Source organism: Pandoraea oxalativorans (assembly GCF_000972785.3).
Lineage (GTDB): Bacteria > Pseudomonadota > Gammaproteobacteria > Burkholderiales > Burkholderiaceae > Pandoraea > Pandoraea oxalativorans.
The window spans coordinates 5549258-5574586 of sequence record NZ_CP011253.3; the positions used below are offsets into that span (position 1 = coordinate 5549258).

At 60.9% G+C, this 25329-nt stretch carries 19 protein-coding genes and 1 pseudogene; 12 read left to right on the forward strand and 8 right to left on the reverse strand.

The window, feature by feature from the left end; all coding sequences use genetic code 11:
- Positions 1-54 precede the first annotated feature (54 nt).
- Together MB84_RS24540 and MB84_RS24545 are read right to left on the reverse strand one after the other, a co-directional pair.
- A complete protein-coding gene (locus MB84_RS24540) occupies positions 55-828 on the reverse strand; it encodes an ABC transporter ATP-binding protein (RefSeq protein WP_039394148.1) in 774 nt (257 codons plus the stop codon).
- An 8-nt stretch (positions 829-836) separates the two neighbouring features.
- Complete coding sequence (locus MB84_RS24545) at positions 837-1616, reverse strand: ABC transporter ATP-binding protein (protein WP_046290222.1); 780 nt, start codon at positions 1614-1616, stop codon at positions 837-839.
- Positions 1617-2272: 656 nt separating this feature from the next.
- Between MB84_RS24545 and MB84_RS24550 the strand changes: the two genes are divergently transcribed.
- The 3 genes from MB84_RS24550 to MB84_RS24560 are packed head-to-tail and all read left to right on the forward strand — an operon-like array spanning position 2273 to position 5109.
- Entirely contained in the window at positions 2273-3049 is a 777-nt protein-coding gene (locus MB84_RS24550; RefSeq protein ID WP_046293227.1) for a phytanoyl-CoA dioxygenase family protein, read from the forward strand.
- A 6-nt stretch (positions 3050-3055) separates the two neighbouring features.
- Positions 3056-4273, forward strand: a complete 1218-nt coding sequence (locus tag MB84_RS24555; RefSeq protein WP_084009966.1) for a methyltransferase domain-containing protein — start codon at positions 3056-3058, stop codon at positions 4271-4273.
- Complete coding sequence (locus MB84_RS24560; protein ID WP_046290224.1) at positions 4270-5109, forward strand: hypothetical protein; 840 nt, start codon at positions 4270-4272, stop codon at positions 5107-5109. The genes MB84_RS24555 and MB84_RS24560 overlap by 4 nt, the downstream gene beginning before the upstream one ends.
- A gap of 46 nt (positions 5110-5155) precedes the next feature.
- Here MB84_RS24560 and MB84_RS24565 read toward each other — a convergent pair whose 3' ends face one another.
- Together MB84_RS24565 and MB84_RS24570 are read right to left on the reverse strand one after the other, a co-directional pair.
- Positions 5156-6805, reverse strand: coding sequence for a GMC family oxidoreductase (locus MB84_RS24565; protein WP_046290225.1), 1650 nt, complete (start codon positions 6803-6805; stop codon positions 5156-5158).
- 135 nt (positions 6806-6940) lie between these two features.
- On the reverse strand, positions 6941-8449 hold the full coding sequence (locus MB84_RS24570; protein WP_046290226.1) for a CoA-acylating methylmalonate-semialdehyde dehydrogenase: 1509 nt from the start codon (positions 8447-8449) through the stop codon (positions 6941-6943).
- A 171-nt stretch (positions 8450-8620) separates the two neighbouring features.
- Here MB84_RS24570 and MB84_RS24575 point away from each other — a divergent pair, with 171 nt between their 5' ends.
- The 6 genes and pseudogenes from MB84_RS24575 (at position 8621) to MB84_RS24600 (ending at position 16262) form a co-directional block, all read left to right on the forward strand.
- On the forward strand, positions 8621-9496 hold the full coding sequence (locus MB84_RS24575; RefSeq protein WP_046290227.1) for a LysR family transcriptional regulator: 876 nt from the start codon (positions 8621-8623) through the stop codon (positions 9494-9496).
- Positions 9497-9729: 233 nt separating this feature from the next.
- The gene (gene fumC, locus MB84_RS24580; RefSeq protein WP_211279392.1) at positions 9730-11124 is read left to right on the forward strand and encodes a class II fumarate hydratase; all 1395 of its coding nucleotides are present in this window, start codon (positions 9730-9732) and stop codon (positions 11122-11124) included.
- Positions 11125-11161: 37 nt separating this feature from the next.
- Complete coding sequence (locus MB84_RS24585; protein ID WP_046290229.1) at positions 11162-12058, forward strand: LysR substrate-binding domain-containing protein; 897 nt, start codon at positions 11162-11164, stop codon at positions 12056-12058.
- A 237-nt stretch (positions 12059-12295) separates the two neighbouring features.
- Positions 12296-13585, forward strand: coding sequence for an MFS transporter (locus tag MB84_RS24590; RefSeq protein WP_046290230.1), 1290 nt, complete (start codon positions 12296-12298; stop codon positions 13583-13585).
- Positions 13586-13650: 65 nt separating this feature from the next.
- Positions 13651-14900 (forward strand): annotated as a pseudogene (locus MB84_RS24595) (metal-dependent hydrolase family protein).
- 171 nt (positions 14901-15071) lie between these two features.
- On the forward strand, positions 15072-16262 hold the full coding sequence (locus MB84_RS24600) for a hypothetical protein (protein WP_157122839.1): 1191 nt from the start codon (positions 15072-15074) through the stop codon (positions 16260-16262).
- Positions 16263-16742: 480 nt separating this feature from the next.
- Here MB84_RS24600 and trpS read toward each other — a convergent pair whose 3' ends face one another.
- On the reverse strand, positions 16743-17783 hold the full coding sequence (gene trpS / locus MB84_RS24610) for a tryptophan--tRNA ligase (protein ID WP_046290233.1): 1041 nt from the start codon (positions 17781-17783) through the stop codon (positions 16743-16745).
- 905 nt (positions 17784-18688) lie between these two features.
- The gene (locus MB84_RS24615) at positions 18689-19909 is read right to left on the reverse strand and encodes an ISL3 family transposase (protein WP_046289972.1); all 1221 of its coding nucleotides are present in this window, start codon (positions 19907-19909) and stop codon (positions 18689-18691) included.
- Positions 19910-19924: 15 nt separating this feature from the next.
- Here MB84_RS24615 and MB84_RS29210 point away from each other — a divergent pair, with 15 nt between their 5' ends.
- From MB84_RS29210 to MB84_RS29215, 3 genes are all read left to right on the forward strand, one after another.
- Complete coding sequence (locus MB84_RS29210) at positions 19925-20509, forward strand: SagB/ThcOx family dehydrogenase (RefSeq protein ID WP_084009967.1); 585 nt, start codon at positions 19925-19927, stop codon at positions 20507-20509.
- Between the two features lie 38 nt (positions 20510-20547).
- Positions 20548-21635, forward strand: a protein-coding gene (locus MB84_RS24625; RefSeq protein ID WP_157122635.1) for an IS3 family transposase whose coding sequence is annotated in 2 segments (ribosomal slippage) — positions 20548-20797 and positions 20797-21635 — 1089 coding nt in all. Because the reading frame shifts where the segments join, the coding sequence is not laid out codon by codon here.
- A 46-nt stretch (positions 21636-21681) separates the two neighbouring features.
- On the forward strand, positions 21682-22929 hold the full coding sequence (locus tag MB84_RS29215; protein WP_084009968.1) for a carbamoyltransferase C-terminal domain-containing protein: 1248 nt from the start codon (positions 21682-21684) through the stop codon (positions 22927-22929).
- 24 nt (positions 22930-22953) lie between these two features.
- Here MB84_RS29215 and istB read toward each other — a convergent pair whose 3' ends face one another.
- Both istB and istA read right to left on the reverse strand, forming a co-directional pair.
- Positions 22954-23742: an IS21-like element helper ATPase IstB gene (istB, locus tag MB84_RS24630; RefSeq protein ID WP_046290236.1), complete on the reverse strand. Its 789-nt coding sequence runs from the start codon at positions 23740-23742 to the stop codon at positions 22954-22956.
- A gap of 6 nt (positions 23743-23748) precedes the next feature.
- On the reverse strand, positions 23749-25266 hold the full coding sequence (gene istA / locus MB84_RS24635) for an IS21 family transposase (RefSeq protein WP_046293229.1): 1518 nt from the start codon (positions 25264-25266) through the stop codon (positions 23749-23751).
- Positions 25267-25329 lie beyond the last annotated feature (63 nt).

Sequence of the window (25329 nt, forward strand, 5' to 3'; positions counted from 1 at the left end):
GATTTGATCGCCTGGGTCCATCGCCCGGCACGCGTGCACGCCGGGTAGCTCACCTCATACGCCCAACAACTCGTGCAGCACCGGCATCTTCGTCTCCAGCTCCGGAGCGCCGAAGCGCTCCACGATCTTGCCGTGCTCCATGACATAGAAGCGATCGGCCAGCGGAGCCGCAAAACGGAAATTCTGTTCCACCATCACGATGGTGTAGCCACGCGCTTTGAGCGTGGTGATCATGCGGGCAAGCGTCTGCACGATCACCGGCGCGAGGCCTTCGGAAATCTCGTCGAGCAACAACAGATTCGCGCCCGTGCGCAGAATGCGCGCCACCGCGAGCATCTGTTGTTCGCCACCCGACAGGCGCGTGCCCTGACTGTGACGGCGCTCTTTCAGGTTCGGGAACATGTCGTAGATCTCGTCGAGCGACATGCCACGCCCACCATCTTCGCGACGGTTGCCGCTCATGCCGATATACGGCGGCAGCAGCAGGTTTTCCTCGCACGACAAGCTCGCAAAAATGCCGCGCTCTTCAGGGCAATACCCCACGCCGTGATGCGCGACCTTATACGTCGGCAGATGAATCGTTTCCTCACCGGCAATGCGAATCGATCCCTGACGCTGACCGGTCAGCCCCATGATCGCGCGCAGCGTCGTGGTGCGCCCGGCCCCGTTGCGGCCGAGCAGCGTGACGACTTCGCCACGCCCGACCGTCAGGTCCACGCCGTGCAGGATGTGCGACTCGCCGTACCACGCCTGAAGCCCTTCGACTTCCAGTGCGGGCACGTTGCCGCCGTTCTTGCCACCCTGGTTGTTGCCGCCGTTACCGTACATAGCCGTCCTCACCCGTGGGCTCCCTGCATTTCGCCGTCCGCCGTGCCCATGTAGGCTTCCATCACTTGCGGATTCTTCGAGACTTCGTGATACGGCCCCTCGGCGAGCACCTCGCCGCGCTGAAGCACGGTGATGGTGTCGGAGATGCCCGCAATCACGTTCATGTTGTGCTCGACCATCAGAATCGTGCGTCCTGCCGACACTTTCTTGATGAGGGCCGTCACGCGATCGACGTCTTCGTGACCCATGCCTTGCGTGGGCTCGTCGAGCAACATTAGTTCGGGTTCCATAGCAAGTGTGGTGGCGATTTCGAGCGCGCGTTTGCGGCCGTACGGCAACTCCACGGTGAGCGTATGGGCGAATTCGGTGAGGCCGACTTCCGCGAGCAACTCCATGGCGCGCGCGTCGAGCTGACGCAGCGTGCGACTGCTGCTCCAGAAGTGGAACGCCGTGCCGAGATTGCGTTGCAGACCGATGCGCACGTTCTCGAGCACGGTGAGGTGCGGGAACACGGCAGAGATCTGGAACGAGCGGATGATGCCGCGTCGTGCGATTTGCGCAGGCGCTTCACGGGTGATGTCTTCGCCGTTGAAGGTGATGGAGCCTGCACTGGGCACGAGGAATTTCGTGAGCAGGTTGAAGCAGGTGGTCTTGCCTGCACCGTTCGGCCCGATCAGCGCATGAATGGTGCCGCGCGCGACGCGCAGGTCGACCCCGTTCACGGCGGTGAAGCCACGGAACTCTTTGGTGAGCCCGCGGGTTTCGAGAATGTAATCGTTGTTCGCCATGTCTCCTGCCACATTCCTGGTTGGCGGTGCGAAGCGTCGTGCGCGCCTCAGGCACCATCGTCTGTGACAACCGCAAGGCAGGCGGATGACGCTATGGTTGGCGCCGCCCGCAAAGTGCCCCGCGTCCCGAACGAAGCGCCGAATTCTTGGTTCGATCGCTCATAGGGAAACGTTATTGTGGGTGCTTTGCTGCAACGCGATCATTGGGATTTGCACTAAGCTTCGCACCCCTCGAAACGCGCATGCTCACACGCGTTGCAGAACGTTCGGCCGCATAGGCCGACCCTTTGCCAAGTCCTTGTGCGACAAGGCTTTTGCGGCAGACGCAAACGCGCGGACGATAGCCAATACCGATCGTCTCTCGTCGCGCGCGCAATTCACATTAGGTATTACTACGTAAGATTTCGGGGAAACGTCGGGGACGCGAAGCCAGAACTCGACGAAAGCGCGGCATGTTTTTCTGTTTTTTGTTGCTGCACTTTCGGCCGGAAGCTCACTGTGGCCTCAAGACCGACAAGAATTAGGAATATCTCCAAACCCACGCCCTACTCTTCATGTAACGATCGACGAGCACTACCGATGCGAATCCCCGGACACGCTCTGAAGAACGGGGCTGCGGGCGCGCTATCGACCAAATGTCGAAGGAGGAGAAAACAATGAGCCAAGAGTACGTGTATCAGTTCGATATCAACGGCTTTGTAATCATTCCCGCCGCGATATCACGGCCGCACTTGCAACGACTTCAGCATTTCTGGTCTGACAAGCTGATTACCCGCCCTCTCCACGATGTGAACTTCGACTGGGGTGACGACTGGCGCGCACTTATCGATATTGAATCGGTCTATTCGTTTCTCGATGTTGTCTATCGATCGAGATTCCGGCTGGATCACATGTTCTGCGCTGACGAGCGCTTCGTAAGTAGCGGTGGCCAGTTACACCACCAGGCAGATATGTTCGACGAAGGCATCTTTTACTGGGTCCGTAACCAACGAATACATAGCGGCCTCGTTGCTGTTCAATACGCGATATCGGACATCCCGGAAACTGCGAACCACTTTTGCTGTATACCGGGTTCGCATCGCGCTAACTTCCCCGTTCCTGACACGTATCAAAGCCTCGCAAACAATGCGTTGCTGCGGCATGTCACACTGAACGCGGGGGATGCTGTCATCTTCTCGGAGGCGTTAGTTCACGGCACGTATAAGGTACCGAACTCGGAACCGAGGCGCAGCGTATTTGCACGGTACATGAACAACCACTCGTATTTCAGACGACCCGCCGCCCAACGCGAAATTGTCTCGCTTCCTCCCACACCCAATCATTCCGTATCCTCGAGCGCTCAAGTCTTTTCAACAAGCGGGCTCACGAATCGTCAGAAACAGCTGGTCGTCGAGCCCGCCTATGCTCGGGGGCACGCCCCCGTCGGGAGGTGAAAACGCATGGAACCCATTAGCGTCAAAGCCATCGCTCGCGGACCAAGTGGCGTCCTCTTTCTGACCAACCCTCGTGGCGAGCTAGAGTTACCCGGCGGACGCCCCGAAGTCGGCGAATCGCTTGAGGCAGCATTGATCCGGGAAGTCCGGGAAGAATGCGGACTCGTTGTCACGTCGGCAACCTACGTGGGAAGCCAATCCTGTGAAGTTGTTCCAGGCAAACGTGTATTGCTCGTCTTCTACTCGTGCTCCATTACGTCGGACAACCCAATACTCGGTGACGAGCACACGGCTTTTGAATGGATAGATACGAATGCCGCGAAGCCGATCAATATGCCAAGCTTCTATTGGAACGCATGTGCCCAGGAGGAACATGCCCCCCCCTCGCCGAACTATGCCCCGATGGAAGCGACCGATTACCCATTGCTCACCGGGAACAAGGACCGACAGCGGCTTACACTGACTTCCGAGATATATAACCCAGCAACAACCGAATTCCTTCGTAGTTTCACTCCTTCACATGGGCGCATCCTCGATGTCGGGTGTGGGCATGGGCAAATCGCCCAATGGCCCGCTGCACATAGCCCAGAGACCGCGGTGACAGGCCTTGATAACAGCCCGGAGCAACTACTGGCGGCGGAGTCATCCGCCCTCGCAGCCGGCCTCGGAAACATCGAGTTCCGACAGGGTGACCTCACTGACCTCGCCAAGATATTCCGTTCAGCGCCCACATTCGAGCTCATTACCTGCCGCTTCACGCTCCTGCACATCGTTCGACGCGACTCTGCGATAAGGGCGCTACTCGACCTCCTGACGCCATCGGGCACACTAGTTATTGAAGAGCCGTCTTTGGATAGTCTTTTCTGCGTGCCCCGCTTGACGGCTTTCGAGCAGGCGAACGCCGCAATCAAGGCGTACGGAAAAACCCACGGCATCGATTACGACTGCATCGGTGATGTTTGGTCGTTCGTTACAAGGGAAGACGTCAACATTCGAGCCGCGCGATTTAGTCAACCGACGATCTGGCAAAAGCAGCATAAGGCGCTTGTTGGCCTCTCGTTCCGTCAGTTTTCCCCACGTCTTGTCTCTACAGGGATACTTGAAATAGAACAAGCATGCAGACTTCAACGAACGCTCGACGGTGATTACATGAGCGACCTCTTCATTTCGGGTGGATTGCGGACCTTGCAGATCGCGATATCGGCTGACGGAGCATCGTCATGACCCCGCACATCGAATGTATTTCCCAAGGCATTTACAAGGACATCCCCTGCGAGGACGTCGTGGGATACCACAGAGCAGGGCAGTCCATTCTTGCGTGGGCAATAGACGGTGCATCGACGCTCTCGGAGGCGGCGTTTACGACGTTCTGCGACGTTTCCGACGCCGGTTGGTTTGCGCGGAAGGTGGCGGAATCGCTGCCGGAATTATCAGCACCCTCGTTCGCGTCGTCGAACCTCCATGAAAAACTACACGCGATACGGCACGAATACTTCGATGCTTGTGCCGGAGCCAACCCGATGCACGAGTGGCCCGTAGCGGCGGCAACGATTGTGGAGATCAATGCCGTCTCGCCCAAGAGACTTGCCGTCTCGATTCACCGTTACGCCGACTGCTTTGAACTCTTCGAGCACGCCCCGCTTCCATCGAGGGCGCCAGACAACCCGACCCAGCCTGTTCCGCAAACCTACGACAAATGGAAACCACACTCGGGGTTTGCCGATGAATCACTTGCTCTATTGCGGTCACGGAGATGCCAGCAACAACGTAACCAATTCAGTTCCGCACTGACGCTAAACCCCGTGAGTGCCTTCAATGCCAAGACATCCCATCTAACGCTCGATAGTCCCGCACATATCCTGATCGGCACGGACGGCCTATCACGTGCGTGGGACACCTATGGGCTGATGACTGCTGAAGAAGCATTAAGACTCGTAACACAATGCGGGCTCAACGCTTTGCTTGGGAAACTCAGGGCCCACGAAGCGACGCTTGCCTGCAGCCCGGCCGATAGCAAGCGGAGAGATGACGCGAGCGGCGTCTTCCTCTCATTTTCGTGAGATTCGCTTCGCATAAAGCGCATCGTCATTCTCTTTGTCGAAATGCTCACCGAACCCCAGCCTTACGCGCCGCGCGAATCATGTCGCTGGCACGCTCCGCGATCATGATCGTCGGCGAGTTGGTGTTGCCCGACGTGATCGTCGGCATGACGGACGCATCCACCACACGCAACCCCTGCACGCCGCGCACGCGCAACTGCGGATCGACGACGGCATCGGGGTCATCCCCGCGCCCCATGCGACATGTGCCGACCGGATGGAAGATCGTCGTGCCGATGTCGCCCGCCGCGCGCTTGAGGTCATCGTCGCTCTGATACGACGGTCCCGGCAGATACTCGCGCGGTTCGTAACGGGCGAACGCCGGTGCGCCCACGATGCGGCGCGTAAGTTTGATGGCGTCGGCCGCCACGCGCAGGTCCTCTTCCGTCGAGAGATAGTGCGGCGCGATGTTCGGTGCGACGCGCGCGTCCGGCGACGTGAGATGCACATGGCCGCGCGACGTCGGTCGCAGATTGCACACCGACGCCGTGAACGCGTTGAACTTGTGCAACGGCTCGCCGAACTTCTCCAGCGACAGCGGCTGCACGTGATACTCCAGATCGGGTCGCGCCATGTCTTCGCGACTGCGCGCAAACGCCCCGAGCTGCGACGGCGCCATGCTCATCGGCCCGCGCTGCGTGAACGCGTATTGCATGCCGATCGACAGCTTGCCGAGCAGACTGTTCGCGCTGAGGTTGAGCGTCTTCGCACCGCGCAGTTTGTACACCGTGCGCAATTGCAGATGGTCCTGCAAGTTCTCGCCGACAGCGGGCACATGCGACACGACATCGATGCCGAGATTGCGCAACCGTTCGCCGTCGCCAATGCCGGACACTTCGAGCAGATGCGGCGAATTGACCGCACCTGCCGCGAGAATCGTCTCGACGTTCGCGAGCGCCACGAAGTCCTCGTTGCCCCCGCGATACGCGACCCCCGTGCAGCGCGTGCCGTCGAAAGTCAGACGGCTCACGCTCGCGCCCGTGATCACCGTCAGATTCGGACGTTGCGACGCCGGTCGCAAGAACCCCTTCGCCGCACTCCAGCGCACACCGCGCCGCTGATTCACTTCGAAGTAGCCGATGCCGAAGTTATCGCCGCGATTGAAGTCGTCGGTTTTGGGGATGCCGATCTGCTCGGCGGCGTCTGCAAACGAATCGAGCACGCGCCACGACAGCCGCTGTTTCTCGACGCGCCATTCGCCACCGCTACCGTGAAACTCGGAGCTTCCGTTGTAGTGGTCTTCGCTGCGCTTGAAGAGCGGCAGCACGTTGTCCCAGCGCCAGCCGTCGTCGCCGGTCGCGTCGGCCCACACGTCGTAATCCTCACGCTGACCGCGCATGTAGATCATGCCGTTGATCGACGAACTGCCGCCCAGCACTCGCCCGCGAGGATAGGCGAGCGAGCGACCGTTGAGCCCGGCTTCCGCCTGCGTGCGATACAGCCAGTCCGTGCGCGGGTTGCCGATGCAATAGAGATAGCCGACGGGGATGTGAATCCAGTGATAGTCGTCCTTGCCGCCCGCTTCGAGCAGCAGCACGGTGACGTCGGGGTCTTGCGTGAGACGGTTCGCCAGCACACAGCCCGCCGACCCGGCCCCGACGATGATGTAATCGAAGCGCTCCTGCTTGTCGCTATGCTTGTCCGTCTGCTTGCTCATTCCCGCATGTCTCCGTCGTTGGCGCGGCACTCGCCATAGTGCGGTGCCGACGCTGGTGCGGCACCCGAGTGAGGTGGACTGTCGCCACCCTCACCGGGTTCATTTTTGTCGTTGTGTGGCTTGCCGCGTCGCGCTTTACTTCGCCACCGGCATGGTGAACTCGGCCCCCTTGCCGATGCTGTCCGGCCAGCGCTGCATCACGCTCTTGAAGCGCGTGTAGAAGCGAATGCCCTCTTCGCCATAAGCGTGGTGATCGCCGAACAACGAACGCTTCCATCCGCCGAACGACTGCCACGCCATCGGCACCGGAATCGGCACGTTGATGCCCACCATGCCGATCTTCACCTGACGCGAGAACGCGCGCGCCACGCCGCCGTCGCTCGTGAAACACGACACACCGTTGCCGAACTCGTGCGCGTTGATCAGGTCGATGGCCGACGCAAGATCGGGCACGCGCACGACGGCCAGCACCGGTCCGAAAATTTCGTCGCGATAGATCGTCATCTCGCTCGTCACGTGATCGAACAGCGTGCCGCCGAGGAAGAAGCCCTGCTCGTGCCCCGGGACTTGCAGGCCGCGACCGTCGACGAGCAGCGTCGCTCCGGCACTCACTCCTTGCGCAATATAGCCCTCGATCTTCGCCTTGTGGGCCGCCGTGACCACCGGCCCCATCTCCGACGCGTCGTCCACACCCGGCCCGACGCGCAGCGCCTTCACACGCGGCACCAGCGCTTCGACCAGACGATCCGCCACCTGCCCCACCGCAACGGCCACCGAGATCGCCATGCAACGCTCGCCCGCCGAGCCGTAGGCCGCGCCGATCAGAGCATCGACGGCCTGATCGAGATTCGCATCGGGCATCACCACGAGATGATTCTTCGCACCGCCGAGCGCCTGCACGCGCTTGCCGCGTCGCGTACCTTCCGTGTAGATGTACTCGGCAATCGGTGTCGAGCCGACGAACGACAGCGCTTCGACGTCCGGGTGATCGAGCAGGGCATCCACGGCGACCTTGTCGCCCTGCACGACATTGAACACGCCGTCGGGCAACCCGGCTTCACGCAGCAGATCGGCGATCAGCAGACTCGCCGACGGATCGCGCTCGGACGGCTTGAGCACGAACGTATTGCCGCAGGCGAGCGCGATCGGGAACATCCACATCGGCACCATCACCGGGAAGTTGAACGGCGTGATCCCCGCGCAGACGCCGACCGGCTGACGCAGATGCCAGTTGTCGATGCCGCCGCCGATGTTGTCGCTGTGCTTGCCCATCAGCAGATTCGGCGCACCACACGCGTACTCGACGATCTCGATGCCGCGCGTGACTTCGCCGCGCGCGTCGGAGAACACCTTGCCGTGTTCGCGGGTGATGATGCGGGCGAGTTCGTCCTGATGCTCGTCGAGCAGCGCCTTGAACTTGAACAGCACGCGGGCGCGCTTGAGCGGGGCCGTCTCCGACCATGACGGCAGCGCCGCTTTCGCCGCCGCCACCGCTGCATTCACGTCCTTCACGCTGGCCAGCGCCACGCGAGCGCTCACGGCCCCCTCGGCCGGATTGAAGACGTCGGCGAAGCGCTCACCCTCACCGGCCACACGTTGGCCACCGATGAAGTGCTGGACGGTCGGAATATCAGCGTTGCTCATGTTCGTTTCCTGGGAATTTCAAGGCATCGGCACCGGCATTGTCGCGCTCGGCGCCACGAGTAGCCCCAAGCGTACTGCTGCGACCGGCCGCAATCCAATGAGAAAAAATCAAAAGCAATATAAGATCCGCTTATATTGCCCCGCTGAATTGCCTGCTTTCGCCCGTCGCCCATGGAACTCGCTCATCTTCGCGCCTTCGTCGCCATCGCCCGTGAGGGCAATCTCACGCGTGCCGCCCAACGTCTGCATCTGACACAGCCCGCGGTGAGCCTTCAGGTGAAGGCGTTGCAGGAGACGCTGCGACTCACCCTCTTCACGCGCACCGCACAAGGGCTGGCGCTCACGCGGGACGGTCAGGCACTGCTGCCACTCGCCGAGCGCATGCTGGCGGCGTTGACCGACCTGCAGCAGGCCGCCGGTGCGCTGCGCGATACCGTGCGCGGACGCCTGCGCATCGGCACCATCCTCGACCCGGAATTCACGCGTCTGGGGGCGTTTCTCAAACGTCTGGTGGAGTCGTATCCGCAGATCGAGACGGCCCTGCGTCACAGCATGTCGGGCGACGTGTTGCAACGGCTTGCGCGCAGCGAGCTGGACGTCGGCTTCTATATTGGCAGTCCCGACCCGGCGCGCTTTCACGCCATTACCCTCACACCCTTTTCCTATCAGGTGCTGGCGCCCGCTGGCTGGCGCGAGCGTGTGTCCCGGCGCGGCTGGCGCGAACTCGCCGCCCTGCCGTGGATTTGGACACCGCCCGAATCGGCGCACAACCGTCTGCTGTCGGCGGTTTTCGGCGAAGCCGGAGCGTCGCCCGTCAAAGTCGCGGAAGTGGATCAGGAGCCTTCGATGCTCGATCTCGTGAAGTCGGGTATCGGTCTGTCGCTGGTGCGCGACTCGATCGCGCTGCGCGAGGCGCGTGCGCACGGCCTGGTGATCGTCGACAGCGTGGCGGTGCCCACGGAACTCACGTTCGTCACCCTCGCCTCGCGGCGCGAGGAGCCCGCCATTGCCGCCGCACTGCAACTGGTCACCGCCGTGTGGGCATGAGCCGACTTTCGGGGCAGGACACGCGCGTTTCAGCCCCTCTCGTGCCCCCCTTGCGCGCCCCTCGCAGCGCAATTCCGGCGCATAATCCATGCCTGCTCAGGCCTTCACGCTCAAGACATTCGAAAAGGCCCATCTCCCCGCAATTCATTCCCACGATATGGCACGTCCCCGAATGGCTGCCATGCCGGATCCTTTCTAAAGCTCTAGAATTTAATTCTCTCTTCGAGGAGTCGATCATGTCTGATGTGCGAATGGAACGCGATACCTTCGGCGAAATTGCTGTGCCTGCCGACCGTCTGTGGGGTGCGCAAACCCAGCGCTCGCTGCAAAACTTCAAGATTTCCACCGAGAAAATGCCGCGCGAACTCGTGCGCGCGCTCGCTCGCGTGAAGCGTGCAGCGGCCGAGGTCAACAAGGATCTGGGCGTGCTGGACGCCAAGAAGGCCGACGCGATCATCAAGGCTGCCGACGAAGTCGTCGACGGCAAGCACGACGACGAATTCCCGCTCGCCGTGTGGCAGACCGGCTCGGGCACGCAGTCGAACATGAACATGAACGAAGTGCTCGCGAACCGCGCCAGCGAACTGCTCGGCGGCGTGCGTGGCGAAGAGCGCCTGGTGCATCCGAACGACGACGTGAACAAGGGCCAGTCGTCGAACGACGTCTTCCCGACCGCCATGAGCGTGGCCGCCCTCGACGCCCTCGTGAACCACCTCAAGCCCAGTGTCGGTCAGCTGCGCGACACGCTGCATGCGAAGGCGCGCGCCTATGACGACATCGTCAAGATCGGCCGCACGCACTTGCAGGACGCCACGCCGCTCACGCTCGGTCAGGAAATCTCCGGCTGGGTGGCGCAGATCGACCACGGCCTGAAGCACGTCGACAACGCGCTGCCCCACGTCGCCGAACTCGCCCTCGGCGGTACTGCCGTCGGCACCGGCCTGAACGCACACCCCGAATTTGCGAAGAAGGTCGCCGACGCGCTCGCCCGCGACACCGGCCTGCCGTTCGTCACCGCACCGAACAAGTTCGAAGCGCTCGCGGCCAACGACGCCATCGTCAACGCCCACGGCACGCTCAAGACGCTGGCTGCCAGCTTCATGAAGATCGCCAACGACGTGCGCTGGCTCGCCAGCGGCCCGCGTTGCGGCATCGGCGAGTTGCAGATTCCGGAAAACGAACCGGGCAGCTCGATCATGCCGGGCAAGGTCAACCCGACGCAATGCGAAGCCATGACGATGCTGTGCGCTCAGGTGCTGGGCAACGACGTCGCGATCAACATCGGCGGTTCGATGGGCAACTTCGAACTGAACGTGTTCAAGCCGATGCTCATCCACAACTTCCTGCAAAGCGTGCGCGTGCTCGCCGACGGCGCGGTCAGCTTCAACGACAACTGCGCAATCGGGATCGAGCCGAACCGCGAACGCATCGGCACGCTGCTCGAAGAGTCGCTCATGCTCGTGACCGCGCTCAACCCGCACATCGGTTACGACAAGGCCGCGCAGATCGCGAAGAAGGCACACAAGGAGGGCACGACGCTCAAGGCATCCGCCCTCGCGCTGGGCCACGTCACGGCCGAGCAGTTCGACGCCTGGGTTCGCCCGGAGCAAATGGTCGGCAAGCGCTAAGCGCCTGACTCGCACTCCGTACTCACCGTCACCGCGCATGCCGATTTCGCCCCTGCCGCCGCTGCACTGCCTGATTGCGTTCGATGCCGCCGTGCGGCACGCGAACTTCACCCGGGCGGCCGCGGAACTCAACCTCACGCAAAGCGCCGTGAGTCGGCAGATCGCGCAGCTCGAAGAGTTTCTCGGGCGCGCGCTGTTCACACGCGAGCATCGCACGCTGCGGCTGACGGTGGCCGGACAACGCTACGCCGAGCAGATTCAGCGTCTGCTCGGCGAATGCGCCGAAGCCACGGCCGACCTCATGAAACGACGCGGCGATCTGGAACTCACGGTCGCGTGCTCGTCCGGCGTGGCCGTGCTCTGGATGACGCCGCAACTCATGCGCTTTCGCGCAGCACACCCCGACATCAAGATTCGCGTGATCGTGAAGGACGGCATCACGTCGCTCTCCGCGTCCGAATTCGATCTCGGCGTGTATTACGTGCGCAACGACCTGCCGCCCGATTTCGCCGGACGCCGTCTCTTCGACGAGGAAGTCTTCCCCGTCTGCTCCCCCAGCTATCTCGACGGACGTCAGCTCACTCCCGCCGATCTCGTGAGCGAAACGCTGCTCTTCATCGAAGACGGTCAGCGCAAGTGGATGTCGTGGCCCGACTGGTTCGAGCTGCAAGGCGTGAACGCGCCGAAATTCCCGCGCATGGTGAGCGCCAATTACTACCCGCTGCTCGTGCAGATGGCCATCGAAGGCGGCGGACTGGGCTGGCGTCACATGATCGACCCGTGTCTCGACGCCGGTCTGCTCGTGCCCGCGTGCGACGCATCGGCCAGTCTGGGCGGCGGCTACTACCTCGTATGGCCTGCCGAGCGCCATGAGCATGCCGCAGCACGAATTTTCCGCAACTGGATTTACTCGGAAACTCGTTTCCCATCATAGGGGTTACGCACGTTTCCAAAAGTTGCCATGCGCTGCACGCATGGCAACATGCGGAATTATCGTTTTGCCTGTCATTTTGTCTGAACTACTTTCTGTCTTATCCGCGCACGTCCGGTAGCGGCTTTGGATTCCCATTGCCTGCGAACGAACGTGATCCGACAAAAAAGCAGGCGTATTACCGGCATGACGTGACAGCAAGACACGCAACGGACGCCACCCATCCTCCGGGAGACCCAGATGCAGGCGACCTACGCAGTGCCTCAAGACAACATGGCCCGCCAGCGCCGTCACGCGATCGTGGCGACGGTGATCGGCAACGGGCTTGAATGGTTCGACTTCACCGTCTATAGCTTCTTCGCCGCGATCATCGCGAAGCAGTTCTTTCCCACGGGCGACGACCTCTCGTCGTTCCTGCTGGCCGTGGCCACCTTCGGCGTGGGCTTCTTCATGCGCCCGGTCGGTGGCATCGTGCTCGGCATCTACTCCGACCGCGTGGGCCGCAAGGCCGCCCTCTCGCTCACCATCCTGTTGATGGCGGCGGGTACGGCCATGATCGGTCTGGCCCCGACGTACGATCAGATCGGACTCGCCGCACCGCTCATCATCGTGCTGGCCCGCTTGCTGCAAGGCTTCTCTGCCGGCGGTGACATGGGGGGCGCGACGGCATTCCTGACGGAATACGCACCGGCCAATCAACGCGCTTACTACTCCGCATGGATTCAATCGAGCATCGGCTTTGCCGTGCTGCTCGGTGCGGCCGTGGGCACGTTCGTGACGACCGAACTCGACAAGGCGTCGCTCGAATCGTGGGGCTGGCGTGTGCCGTTCATCGTCGGCATGCTGATCGGCCCGGTCGGTTTCTACATCCGTAACAAGATCGACGAAACGCCGACGTTCCAGAACGCAGAGAAGTCCGACACGCCGCTGCGCGACGTCTTCTCGCAATACCCCAAGGAAACGCTCGCGAGCTTCTCCATGGTCGTGCTGTGGACGATCTGCACCTACGTGCTGCTGTTCTACATGCCGACGTATGCCCAGCGCGTACTGCATCTGCCCGCATCGAACGGCTTCACCGCAGGCATGGTCGGCGGCGCGATGATCCTCGTGTTCGCCCCGGTCGTGGGACGTCTGGCGGACCGCCTCGGTCGTCGCCCGTTCCTGACGGGTTCGGCACTGCTGATTCTGGTGCTTGCGTGGCCGATGTTCACGTACCTGAACGTGTCGCCGGGCCTTCAATCGCTGCTCACGTTCCAGATCGTGTTTGGCCTGCTGATCGCCTGCTACACCGGCCCGATTCTCGCCGCGTTCTCCGAGTTGTTCCCGGCGAAGGTGCTCTCGACCGGCCTGTCGGTGGCGTACAACTTCGCGGTCACGATCTTCGGCGGCTTCGCTGCACTGATCATCACGTGGCTGATTGCGCGCACGGGCAGCAACATGGCCCCGGCGATCTACGTGATCGTTGCGGCGGCCATCAGTCTGGTCGGCACCTGCTTCGTCAAGCCGCTGCCAAAGACCGCCAAGGTCTGAGTTTCCCCTAAACAAGGCGCGCCCTGATCCGGCGCGCCTTGTGCTTTTTTCCAAGGAATTCCCCCATGTCCTCCACGACCGCCCCTACGACCGCTACTTTGCTTCGCGGCGGCAATGTGCTCGACGCGGCCACCGGTCGCCTGCTCGAACGTCACGATGTGGCCATCGTCGGCAATCGCATCACGGCGGTGAGCGCCACGCCGCTCGACATCGCCGATGCAACGGTGATCGACGTCACCGGCAAGACCGTCATGCCCGGCATGATCGACTGCCACGTGCACGTGCTCGCCTCGCATCCGAACCTCGGCACCAACGCCAGTCAGCCGAACGTGCTGACCGTGCTCAAGTCGCTGCCGATCATGCAGGGCATGCTCAATCGCGGCTTCACCACCGTGCGCGACGCAGGCGGTGCCGACTGGGCGCTGCAACAGGCGATCGAACAAGGCGTGATCCCGGGCCCGCGCATTTTCCCGTCGGGCAAGGCGCTGTCGCAAACCGGCGGCCACGGCGATTTCCGTCCGCGCAGCGACGTGCTTGAGCCGTGCTCGTGCGCGTTCCGTGCGGGTGCCATCGGCCGCGTGGTCGACGGCGTCGATCCGATTCGTCTCGCCGTGCGCGAAGAGATTCAGAAGGGCGCGACGCAGATCAAACTGATGGCATCGGGGGGCGTGGCCTCGCCGGTCGATCCCATCGCCAACACGCAGTATTCGGAAGACGAAATCCGCGCAGCCGTGGCGGAAGCGGAAGCGGCACAGACTTACGTGATGGCGCACGCGTACACACCGAAGGCCATCGCGCGCGCTGTGCGTTGCGGCGTGCGCACCATCGAGCACGGCAATCTGTGCGACGCCGAGACGGCGAAGCTCATGGCCGAGAAAGGCGCTTACGTGGTGCCAACGCTCGTTACCTACGACGCCCTCGCCAAGGACGGCGAATCGCTGGTCTGCCGCCGGAATCCGTCGCCAAGGTGGAGAGCGTGCAACGCGCCGGTCGCGAATCGCTCGCGATCTACCGTGATGCTGGCGTGAAGATGGGCTTCGGCTCGGACCTGCTCGGCGACATGCACAAGTATCAGTCCGACGAGCTGACGATTCGCGCCGACGTGCTGGGCGCAGCCGACACGCTGCGTTCCGCGACGGTGATCGGCGCGGAGATTCTGAATCGCGTGGGTGAGCTGGGCGTGATCGCGCCGGGCGCGCTCGCCGACGTGCTCGTCGTCGATGGGAATCCGCTCGAATCGATCGACGTGCTGACGGGTCAGGGCGAGGCCATTCGCTGGGTCTTCAAGGACGGCAAGGTCGCAAAGCAACCGTAATCGCTTTACCGCTTCGTAAGCACGAGAAAACGCCGCGACGGGCATGACGTCGCGGCGTTTTTTTCTTTCGGCGCGCGCGCTCGCCAGTCCCGGCACTCGGGCAAAAAGTAAAAGCGGCACGCAAGTTGGGGGACTAGTCTCATCTCACAAACGTAGAGAACAAGGTCCCCCATGACAATCGTTCTGACGCCCCTGCCACCGTCCGTCATGCGCCAACTTTCGACGTCCAGCGCGAGAGGCGACGCCTCGCGGTCACGCGTCGGTGACTGGATCGTCAGCGTCACGCAGCAGGACGTCATGTCGCTGGAGGAGGCCTGTGAAGTGCATTCGCTCGAAACGCTCCGAACGTCCATCTCCGACGGGCTACGTGCGATAAGCAACGCGTGGAACGACATCGAGAAGATGGTGAAGGTCGACGCCGACGCCGTACCGCTGTCGAAGGAGTTTGCGCCGATCGACGCGCTCGTCGAGCGCGTGAGCGCGGCCTCACGCCATTACGGCGACGGTCTCGTCGCCATCGGACCTTTGATCGGAAGTCTGGAAAAAGCGATCGCGCGCATCTACCGTTCGCGTCAGGCGCCATGGGGTTCATGGCGGTCGGTCGGCTCACAAAAGACCCGTCCGGCGTGCGACGGACTCACCCTCAATGCCACCGCTGCCTTCACGGTCTTCTATCACCTCGAACATGCCGTGAATGACATCCTGGCGACATTGCTCGCCGTCCAGTGTCTGGAGGCGCAAAGCGTCTGCGTTGCGTTCGAGCCACCGCAGAACAGCCACGACCCGGCAACCGGCGATCTGCCAAAAGACGAGGATGTGATCAAAGCGCAACAGCTCGCCGTGGCCACCCGAAGGGCGGGACGCGCGTTGGACAGGATGCGACCGATCATCGACAACGCGCTATTTCAGGCATCGGCTGCCATGCCTGCGGAACGACGTCGATGGAAGATAAGAATCGCCATTCTTGTCGTTCTTTTCATGCTGTCGGCCACGCTCATTGCCGCGACGATATTGCTGCCGCAGATGTTTCCGACGCTCGTGATCATCGGTGTCGCACTGAAGATTGCGTCGGGGCTTCTCAGCGGCCTCAGTCTGGTCAACAGCGTGTTCACCCTTGTCGCTTACCCGCGCAATCGCGGATGGGACGGTATGTCGGCGTGCATCGAGAAAGTGCGGAATCTCTACGGATCGATGAACTTGCGAATCAGGGAACAACAGGAGGCCGTGTGCGAGCGCGAAGAGGACGTTCTGCGTCGAGGGTTAAGCGATTGCGGCACCCAGATTCGGCTGGCTGCGGGCAAGCACAAGGACATCATGCACAAGCTCGATCGCCTCAACGACGCGATGCACGCATCGCTTTGATCGCGAGGCTGTCGTCCGTTTCACTTAACGTTTTACCTTTTGGATAAGCGACGTCATGCCAGAGATTTCCAATCAGAACCCACCTCCTCATCAATACCCATCGTGTTCGCTGCCAGGCACAGTTTGCGCTGCGGCGGATGCGCTCACCCGACGTGGGATGCTGTCTTCCCGCAATAGCCAATTACGGATGCAAATGGCTTGCCTCAGGCAACTGCGTGCGAGTCAGGACGATGCTTTGCAGTTACTTGACCAACTTGAAGCACGGGCTGAGCAACTGATGAATCAAGGCGCCTCGTCACACACGGAGGGCCCGCGTCTGACAATTCGCGCGACCTTTCGGGCAGAAATCAAGCGCTGCCAGAAAGCGTTAGGGATAGATCCTGGGTCCCAGTGGTAAGCGGCCCCCCGGGCACTGGAGAGATTTCCAGTCCTCGGGGGGCCGATGCGCCATGCGTCGGTCATCGACGCGCAACGCGTGACTTACTTCTTCCAGCCCGGCGTGACGAATACCGAGCGGACGTCGTCGAGCGTGTGCGAGACCGTCTCGCGGGCGCGTTCGGTACCGGCGCGCAGCATGTCCCACACGTAGTCGGGGTTCTTCGCGTACTCCTCGCGACGCTCGCGCATCGGACGCAGCATTTCCTGAAGGCGCTCTTCCAGGCGCGCCTTCACCTTCGAGTCGGCCAGACCGCCGCGCACGTAGTGGTCCTTGAGCGCTTGCAGGCCTTCCTTGTCTTCGTCGAAGGCATCGAGGTAGGCGAAGGCGACGTTACCTTCCAGATGCCCCGGGTCTTCGACCTTCAGGTGCAGCGGGTCGGTGTAGCACTTCTTCACGGCCGCGCGGATTTCGTCCGGGGAGGAGGAAATGTTGATGACGTTGCCGAGCGACTTGCTCATCTTCGCCTTGCCGTCGATGCCCGGCAGACGCCCGATGGGCGGCACGAGCGCCTTTGCTTCGGTGAGGATCTCCCGACCGGCCATGCGATTGAGGCGACGCGCAATTTCGTTCGTCTGCTCGATCATCGGCAACTGGTCTTCGCCCACGGGGACGAGCGTGGCGCGAAACGCGGTGATGTCCGCCGCCTGGCTCACGGGATACGTGAGGAAGCCGGCCGGAATATCGCGCTCGAAGTTGCGCAGGGAGATTTCCTGCTTCACGGTCGGGTTGCGCTCCAGACGCGCCACCGTGACCAGATTCAGGTAGTAGAACGTGAGTTCGGTCAGTTCGGGCAGCCAGGTCTGCACGCAGATGGTCGTGACGTCCGGGTCAATGCCGACGGCCAGATAGTCGAGCGCCACCTCGGAGACGTTGCGATGGACCTTGTCGCGGCCTTTGCCTTCGTCGTCGGTGTTATCGGTCAGCGCCTGAGCGTCGGCGACCAGAATGAACTGCTTGTACTCGTGCTGATATGCAACACGGTTCTTGAGACTACCGACGTAGTGGCCCAGATGCAGCGGGCCCGTCGGACGGTCACCCGTGAGGATCACCTTGCGATCCGCAGGCGCCTTCGAAACACTCATTTTCCTCTCCGTAATCAAGCGTCGTTTCCGAATGGTAGCGCGTCGGCCCGATGACGGTACAGAAACCCCTCCCGCAACACGTTGACGGCGCGGCCGTCTGAGCAACGCCCACACCATAAAAACCGGGGGCCGACGCCCGAAAACGAACCCAAAATTAGTCTCTTCCAACGACAGCTGGGCTTAACCAGGCACGTTCGTGAGTACCGAAAGGAGGCGTTCAAATTGAATAGCGGCGTCCGGCGACGGATATCAGAATTCGGCCTCCCGAGTGTCATTTGCACCGGGAAAACTCACTTAATGGAGAAAACCAGATGCAACTCATTCAGATCGAACCGACGTTGTCCAACCAGTCCAATGATGCCTACAACACGCCGCACACTGCACCGGCCAAGAACAGCTAAGGACTAGACCTTGCAACGGACGCTGGGCCCGGCGTCCGGTCTCAGGCTTAGGCATACCAATGACACCCACATTGTTCTTGAAAATTCTAGACGGGCGACTCGTTCTCTGGGACTACCAAAATCACAAGCAGTATCAGGTTGACACTGCACATGTGACGAGACTTCTCGAATTGGCTACAGGCTCCGAACGCCGCGACGACGCAATCGATACCGAGATAACCGAGGCAGGCGTGCTATCCAAATCCGACCCTGAGGCATGGGGATGGGACTGCTTGTCTAGGATGTTCCACGTGGGTACACAGGTACCCAGGAGCGAACAAGTTCCGGGGGCAATTCCATACTTGGGATACATCGAGCACTGCACCTCTGTAGCCGACAAGATTCCCGACAACGAAGTACTTCGCGGCGGACCGATTACGGCGCTCCCAGCCCCGCGCAACATCACCGGCGCGGATTTGGGTTCAACGTTGAAGGCACGATACACCTGCCGCGCTTTTCTTAGGTTCATTGAGCATTACCGGGGAAGGCGGCGCGGATTTTGAGGAAGAAGTATTCCTGGTCTCGGTAGCCGTAGGCGCGCCGCTTAATGACCTTGATAGTGTTGTTAATGCCCTCAACGATGCTGGTGTTTAGACGATGTCGGCATCTGGCCAGGATGCCATGCAGATAGCCTTTCAGACGCTGAGCGAAGGTGTTCAAGGGGGCTATTCCGCTTTGCTCGGCCTGCTCGCACCAGTGGTGCCAGGCTTGTTTTGCCCAGGCAGGTCTTCGGTAGAACCAGAGCCGCTTGAGTTCGTCCCTCAGGACATAGACCGTCAGCAGCGGCTGGTTGGCTTGCAGCAATTCGTCGAGCCGGACGGCCTGCTGCCGGTCTAGCTTGTCGCGGTTGCGCAATAACAGCCAGCGGCTCGATTTGATGACCCGGCGCGCGGGACGGTCCTGGCGCAGTTGGTTGGCCTGATCCACGCGCACCCGATCAATGACCTCTCGTCCGTACTTGGCCACGACATGGAACAAGTCATAGACGATCTCCGCCCGTGGGCAGTGGGCCTGGATTTCTAACTCGTAGGCCGTAGTCATGTCGATGGCTACGGCCTTGATGCGTTGGGCGACCCCACGCGGCAATTGCTCGAAGAACGCCCGAGCCGTCTCGCGTGAGCGTCCTGGGCCGATCCACAGCACCTGCCTGCTGATCGGATCGACGACTACCGTCGCGTACCGATGCCCTTTATGCAGGGCGAACTCGTCCATCGCTAAATACTCGATCCTGGACCAATCCGGTTCGCGCACTGACGCTCGGAGCCGGGCCTTGTCCAGCGTCTTGACGGTATGCCAACCCAGCTCGAAGAACCTCGCCACCGCCTGCACGTTGCTCGATTGCAGCAATTGGCTGCAGGCCGCCGCAAGCCGATCCGTCACCCGCTGGTAGCGACCCAGCCAAGTAAGCCGCTCCAGGCGCGGGCCACCGCATTGCTCACACAACAAGCGCCGGCGTGGAACATGAAGAACAACCCGGTACTCAAATAACGGCAGATCTCGCACCCGGCGCACCGTGGTCTCATGGACCTGGCGACATCGTGCGCCGCACTGCTCGCACAGCATCACCTTGGCGGTTGGCTTCAAATAGATCGACAGCGTGCGCCCTGTGCCCTCGGGCCACTCCACGCGTTCGACGGCATAGCCCTGCCAGCCTCCCAGCGACTCCAGCAGCTTGCGATCCAGCATCTCCACGCACTCCTGATGGCAAATTCCTGCCATCAAGAGTACGAAAACTTGTCAAATCCCTCCACGCTATTGCGCGATGAACCTTTTCTTAACCGTCCCGTATCTCTTCAAGATGTGGCAGATACGCTGTGGACGACATTCGGCGCGGTCCATGGAAGCTCACGCACGGACCTGTCCCAGTTAGGAATGCGCTCCGTCGGCTATCGGCGCACCTCGCCTTCGGGCGGATCCATGCAGCCCAGCGAACCATTTCTCGTCGCGCTCAACGTTTCCGGGCTTTCACCTGGCGTATACCACTATCGATCAATTCGCCACGAACTCTCCTACGTCGGAGATGCGCCGAGTGACGATACGGTTTGCCGATTGCTCTGCGGTCAAACGGTTGCAAAAGAGCTAGCGTATGGGGTGTTCGTGACCTCTCGCTTTGACAAGCTATGGTGGAAATATCCCCACTCACGCGCTTACCGTGTCGCCCTAATGGACGTGGGGTGCCTAGCGCAAACTTTTCAATTGGTGTCGACGGCACTGGGCATCCAATCATGGGCCACCGGCTACTTTATCGATACTGACGTGGTAATGCCCCCTGAAATCCACCGCTAGGAGAAGTAGAATTTTCTCGTTAAGAGGGAGTTCTGCAGATGAAGAAGTCGAGATTCACGGACAGCCAGATACTGGAGGCGCTCAAGCGCGCGGAGGCTGGGCTGGCGGTGCCGGAGCTGTGCCGAGAACTGGGCATCAGTTCGGCAACGTTTTATAAGTGGCGCTCGAAGTACGGCGGCATGGACGCGTCGATGATGTCGCGCATGAAGGAGCTGGAGGCGGAGAATACCCGGCTTCGCAAGATGTACATCGAGGAGAAGCTCAAGGCTGAGATTGCCTCGGAGGCCCTGCAAAAAAAGTTCTGAAGCCATCTCGTCGGCGCGAGATGGCAAAGCAAGTTGTGCAACAGCGGCGCGTGTCAATTCGTGTGGCGTGCGCGGTGCTCGGCATCAGCGAGTCGTGCTACCGGTACGCGGCGAAGTTGAACACGGAGAACGAAGAGATTGCCGACTGGCTACTGCGTATTACGGGCTGCCATCGCAACTGGGGTTTTCTGCTGTGCTACTTCTACCTGCGTAATGTGAAGGGATTCGGCTGGAACCACAAGCGCATTTACCGGATTTACCGGGAGCTGGAGCTGAACCTGCGCATCAAGCCGAAAAAGCGGCTGGTGCGCGAAACGCCGCAGCCGCTATCGGTACCGGAGGCCATCAATGAAGTGTGGTCGATGGACTTCATGCATGACCAACTGGTTGACGGGCGCAGTATCCGGACGCTGAACGTGATTGATGATTTCAACCGCGAGGCGCTGGGCATCGAGGTGGATTTCTCGTTGCCATCCGAGCGGGTGATTCGCACGCTGAAGCAGCATATGGAATGGCGAGGCAAGCCGAAGGTCATCCGGTGCGACAACGGCCCGGAATATTTGAGTGCGGCCATCGTGACATGGACGCAGAAGCAAGGCATCCGGCTGGAATACATCGAGCCGGGCAAGCCGCAGCAGAATGCGTATATCGAACGGTTCAACCGGACTGCGCGATACGAATGGCTGTCGCAGTACCTGTGGGAGGACCTGGAGCAGGTTCGCGAAGCGGCGGCCGACTGGATGTGGATTTACAATCACGAGCGCCCGAATATGGCATTGGGCGGTTTTACCCCGAAGCAGCGGCTTGCCATGGTCGCTTAGTTTCTACTTCTGCTGACCGTGGAAAACGGGGGCATTACCGCACATTATGTGCGCATACGCCCTTTCACCTTTTCCTCAAGGAACCGCGTGTTATGCGTTGGTGTGGGAGGGTCATATCGGTCGGTTCTATCACATGGATGAAGCACTGAATATTCAGCTGCTACGCGATGTCATGTGGGGGCCAGGAATTCGATACGCGTTCGCTTACGGCCTCATGGACCCGTCCTTCAAACTACAGCCCGGCGCGGTGAGACTGTCCGACGCAGGAAAACTAATGGCACTGGCGGCCTACTGCGATCACATCAACCCGACCCCGGAAGAGCAGCAGTTGGTCGATATGTTGCTATCGCACCCAAATGAGATCCCCAAGTTTGGAAAAACCGATTTTCAGGAATTCTCGCAGCACAATTGCGGAGTGACGTCGAATGCAGGAAAGCGATTGGCGCGCCTTATTTCCGATGCAATCTACAAGCACTTCGAATCTGCAATACGCGACTGTGTAATACAACGCGCACCTTTGCTGATTTCTGGCGGATGCGGCCTGAACTGCGAATGGAATTCCGCCTTAGAAGATACCGGAATGTTCTCGGACGTCTTTGCTCCTCCGTGTGCGAACGATAGCGGTTCCGCCATCGGCACTGCTGCAGACGCACAGTTTCATTTGACTGGTTCAGCCAAGCTAAAGTGGTCTGTATATTCTGGTCCCGCCTTCGTTCTGGACGAACTAGAACATGCGGACTTCCATCTGACTCCCGCTACCTCATGTGAGATAGCCAAACAGCTTCATGCCGGCGCGATCCTCGGCTGGGCAAACGGAAACGCGGAGATCGGACCACGCGCACTGGGAAATCGCTCAATTCTCGCTAGCCCATTGAATCGGGGCACGCTCGAGAGAATTAATCGACTGAAGCGACGTGAAGGATTCCGGCCAATTGCTCCCATTTGCCGAGAGGAAGAGGTCTCCGAGCACTTCCTTCCTGCTACCCCTAGTCCTTATATGCTCCACTTCCGGCGCGTATTGAGTACTCACCTGCCCGCAGTCACCCACGTCGATGGCTCAGCCCGGGTTCAAACGCTATCTAAAGAACAAAATCCTGCGCTTCACGAGGTTCTTTCCAAATTTCGCAAACTGTCGGGGTTCGGTGTCCTTTGCAATACGTCGCTGAATTTCAACGGAACAGGATTCATTAACAGAGCGTCGGATCTAGCTCGCTTTGCTTTGGACGTCGGGTTTGTCACGGATCGGCGTAATGACGCCGGGGATGATCGCCGTAATGGCGCCAGTTTGAAGTGAGGTAAAACGCGGATTCGAACGGACTCAAGAATGCGGTTTTTTTGTTGATTTCGCAAGCCGCGTCTGATCGAGGTCAGGCATTGGCCTAGGCGTTCGAAAGCTGTCACCATCGAGCACGATACGATAGGCGCCGTGTCGCAGGCGATCGAGTGTGGCGGCGCCGAGGATGCGGTTGCCGGCAAACGCATCGCCCCATTCGCTGAAGTCGAGGTTACTGGTCAGGATCGTCGCAGCAGTCTCGTACCTTTCCGCGATCAGGTCGTGGAAGTCTTCATCTTGCGGCGAGCGCAGCGGCTTGAGCGCGAAGTCGTCGACGATGAGAACTGGTACGCTGACAAGCTGTTTCAGTTTGCGCTCATAGGTACCGGTCGCGCGCGCTGCCTGCAGACTGTTCAATAGCCTGGTCTGCGTGGCGAACACGACATCGCGTCCTTGCCGGGCGGCGCAATTGCCCAGTGCCTGGGCCAGGTGTGACTTGCCAGTACCTGTTGGCCCGGCAATGAGAATCGCGACCTTCTCATCGATATAACGGCCGGTAGCAAGGTCGTGAATATGGGTCCGATTCAGGTTTGGCAGCCGGTCGAAGTCGAACGTTTCAAGGGTCTTGCCCATTGCGAAGCCAGCGCGGGCCAAGCGGGTGCGCAGCTTCTTCTGGTCGCGCCGGGCGACTTCGTCATGCAGCAGCATGGCGAGGAACTCCGTATACGCGAGCTGGCCGTCAATGGCCTGCCGGTTGCGCTGCTCAAGAGAATCGAGCACGCCGGACAGGCGCAACTGCTTGAGGGCTGTGTTCAGTTCAGGACTGGGGTTCATGGGTGTTTAGTGGATCAGCAGGGATTGGAGATTGCGACCGAAGCGGCCGCCGTTGACGTAGGTATCGGTGAGCGTTTGCGGGGACGCTGCGATGGGCTCGCTTTCCAGACCTTTGTCCAGAATCGTCTTGACCGTTCGCCATCTGGGACTAGCATGGGCCAACGCCCGTTCGCATGCGGCATCCAGCCGCGCGTCACCCACCTTGCCACGAAGTCGGACAATCCCCTGCGCACCGCGCAGGTTGACAAGCACCTCATCGTTGAAGAGCGTCAGAATCAGCGCGTGGCAGGCAGGACCGATTTCTTTGGCCCGCGCCAGACACCATTGCGGATCGTGTTCGAGCCACGCCTGCGCTGCCGGGGGCTGATGATCGCGGACGGTAGAGCGTGCGCCTGGCTTGCGCAGCCGGGGATGGGTGGCCACGAGTTCGTGCTGATGGAACAGCTGCACGACCGTGTCTGTCGCCTTCACCCACAGCGTCTTGCCGACCAGGGCGAACGGCACCGAGTAAAGCGCCTTGTGATGCTGGATGTGAGCGTCACGATGAACGGTCACCGTGGACCATGCGGCGAGCACGGGCGGTACATCGGGCAGCGCCGTCAATAGCGGCTTCTCGATGGCGAAGCGCGCCAGCGGCTGTTCGCGTGTCGTGCCGTGCTCACGAACGCTGGCTTCCTGCATGATCCATTTGCGCAGTTGCCGATTGGCATCCGGCAGATCACGAAACGCGCGCAGCGGCATGAAGGACTTCTTGACGTATTTGACTCCCGATTCAACGACGCCCTTCTTCTGCGGGTCGTGCGGGGGACAGGCATCGATCCTGAAGCCATATCCTTCAGCGAGGCCCGCGTAGGAACGCTGGACCTCGGGGTCGTACGTGCATGCCCTGATGATCGCGCACTTCGCGTTGTCGATAATGATTCGCCCGGGACAGCCGCCGAACCACTCGAAGGCGCGCCGGTGACAGGCCAGCCACGTCTCGACGGTCTGATCGAACACGAGTTCGACATACTGATGACGCGACCAGCATAGCGTCATGACGAAGAACCACGTCTTGAGCGTGCGACCTGATTCGTGGATGAGCGCGGGACCGGCGCCGAAATCAACCTGCGCGGCATCGGCCGGCGGGAAGTCCAGAATCGTCGTCGCGGTGACACTGCGTTCGGCCTCCAGATGCTTGAGGAAGCGACGCACAGCCGAGTAGCTGCCGGTGTAGCCATGGTTACGTTTGAGTGCACTGTGAATCGTCGTGCCCTGCACGTCAGCTCCGAACCAGTTGCTGATCTGCTCGCGAAAGGGCTCGAGCGTCGACACGCAGGTGCTGGGCAGGTGTGGCGTGCGGCCGAACTGGCCGGCGATCACGCTGTCTTGCGGCAGCGGCCGCGACGGATCGAGCCAGCCGAGCTCTTGCGCGGTGCGCCTTACGGCGGTGAGCTTCTTGCGGCCCATAAGCCCGGCGCGCGCTATGTCGCGGTCGGAATCGCCTTGCCGCATGCGGACAAGGACTTGGCGGTACTCAAACAATTCGAACCTCCGGTTGGCCATGGGCGCTCCGCTCAGAAAAGAGCGAAGCGTACCCAGTTGGGA

What these genes read in the sequence shown, in the direction of transcription:
- istB (WP_046290236.1), bottom strand. Translation starts at nt 23,742, where the DNA reads ATGAACCCCAGTCCTGAACTGAACACAGCCCTCAAGCAGTTGCGCCTG.
- MB84_RS24550 (WP_046293227.1), top strand. Translation starts at nt 2,273, where the DNA reads ATGAGCCAAGAGTACGTGTATCAGTTCGATATCAACGGCTTTGTAATC.
- MB84_RS24575 (WP_046290227.1), top strand. Translation starts at nt 8,621, where the DNA reads ATGGAACTCGCTCATCTTCGCGCCTTCGTCGCCATCGCCCGTGAGGGC.
- MB84_RS24585 (WP_046290229.1), top strand. Translation starts at nt 11,162, where the DNA reads ATGCCGATTTCGCCCCTGCCGCCGCTGCACTGCCTGATTGCGTTCGAT.
- MB84_RS24570 (WP_046290226.1), bottom strand. Translation starts at nt 8,449, where the DNA reads ATGAGCAACGCTGATATTCCGACCGTCCAGCACTTCATCGGTGGCCAA.
- MB84_RS24540 (WP_039394148.1), bottom strand. Translation starts at nt 828, where the DNA reads ATGTACGGTAACGGCGGCAACAACCAGGGTGGCAAGAACGGCGGCAAC.
- MB84_RS24615 (WP_046289972.1), bottom strand. Translation starts at nt 19,909, where the DNA reads ATGCTGGATCGCAAGCTGCTGGAGTCGCTGGGAGGCTGGCAGGGCTAT.
- MB84_RS24555 (WP_084009966.1), top strand. Translation starts at nt 3,056, where the DNA reads ATGGAACCCATTAGCGTCAAAGCCATCGCTCGCGGACCAAGTGGCGTC.
- MB84_RS29215 (WP_084009968.1), top strand. Translation starts at nt 21,682, where the DNA reads ATGTGCGCATACGCCCTTTCACCTTTTCCTCAAGGAACCGCGTGTTAT.
- MB84_RS24560 (WP_046290224.1), top strand. Translation starts at nt 4,270, where the DNA reads ATGACCCCGCACATCGAATGTATTTCCCAAGGCATTTACAAGGACATC.
- MB84_RS24565 (WP_046290225.1), bottom strand. Translation starts at nt 6,805, where the DNA reads ATGAGCAAGCAGACGGACAAGCATAGCGACAAGCAGGAGCGCTTCGAT.
- MB84_RS24590 (WP_046290230.1), top strand. Translation starts at nt 12,296, where the DNA reads ATGCAGGCGACCTACGCAGTGCCTCAAGACAACATGGCCCGCCAGCGC.
- trpS (WP_046290233.1), bottom strand. Translation starts at nt 17,783, where the DNA reads ATGAGTGTTTCGAAGGCGCCTGCGGATCGCAAGGTGATCCTCACGGGT.
- MB84_RS24545 (WP_046290222.1), bottom strand. Translation starts at nt 1,616, where the DNA reads ATGGCGAACAACGATTACATTCTCGAAACCCGCGGGCTCACCAAAGAG.
- MB84_RS29210 (WP_084009967.1), top strand. Translation starts at nt 19,925, where the DNA reads ATGGCAAATTCCTGCCATCAAGAGTACGAAAACTTGTCAAATCCCTCC.
- MB84_RS24600 (WP_157122839.1), top strand. Translation starts at nt 15,072, where the DNA reads ATGACAATCGTTCTGACGCCCCTGCCACCGTCCGTCATGCGCCAACTT.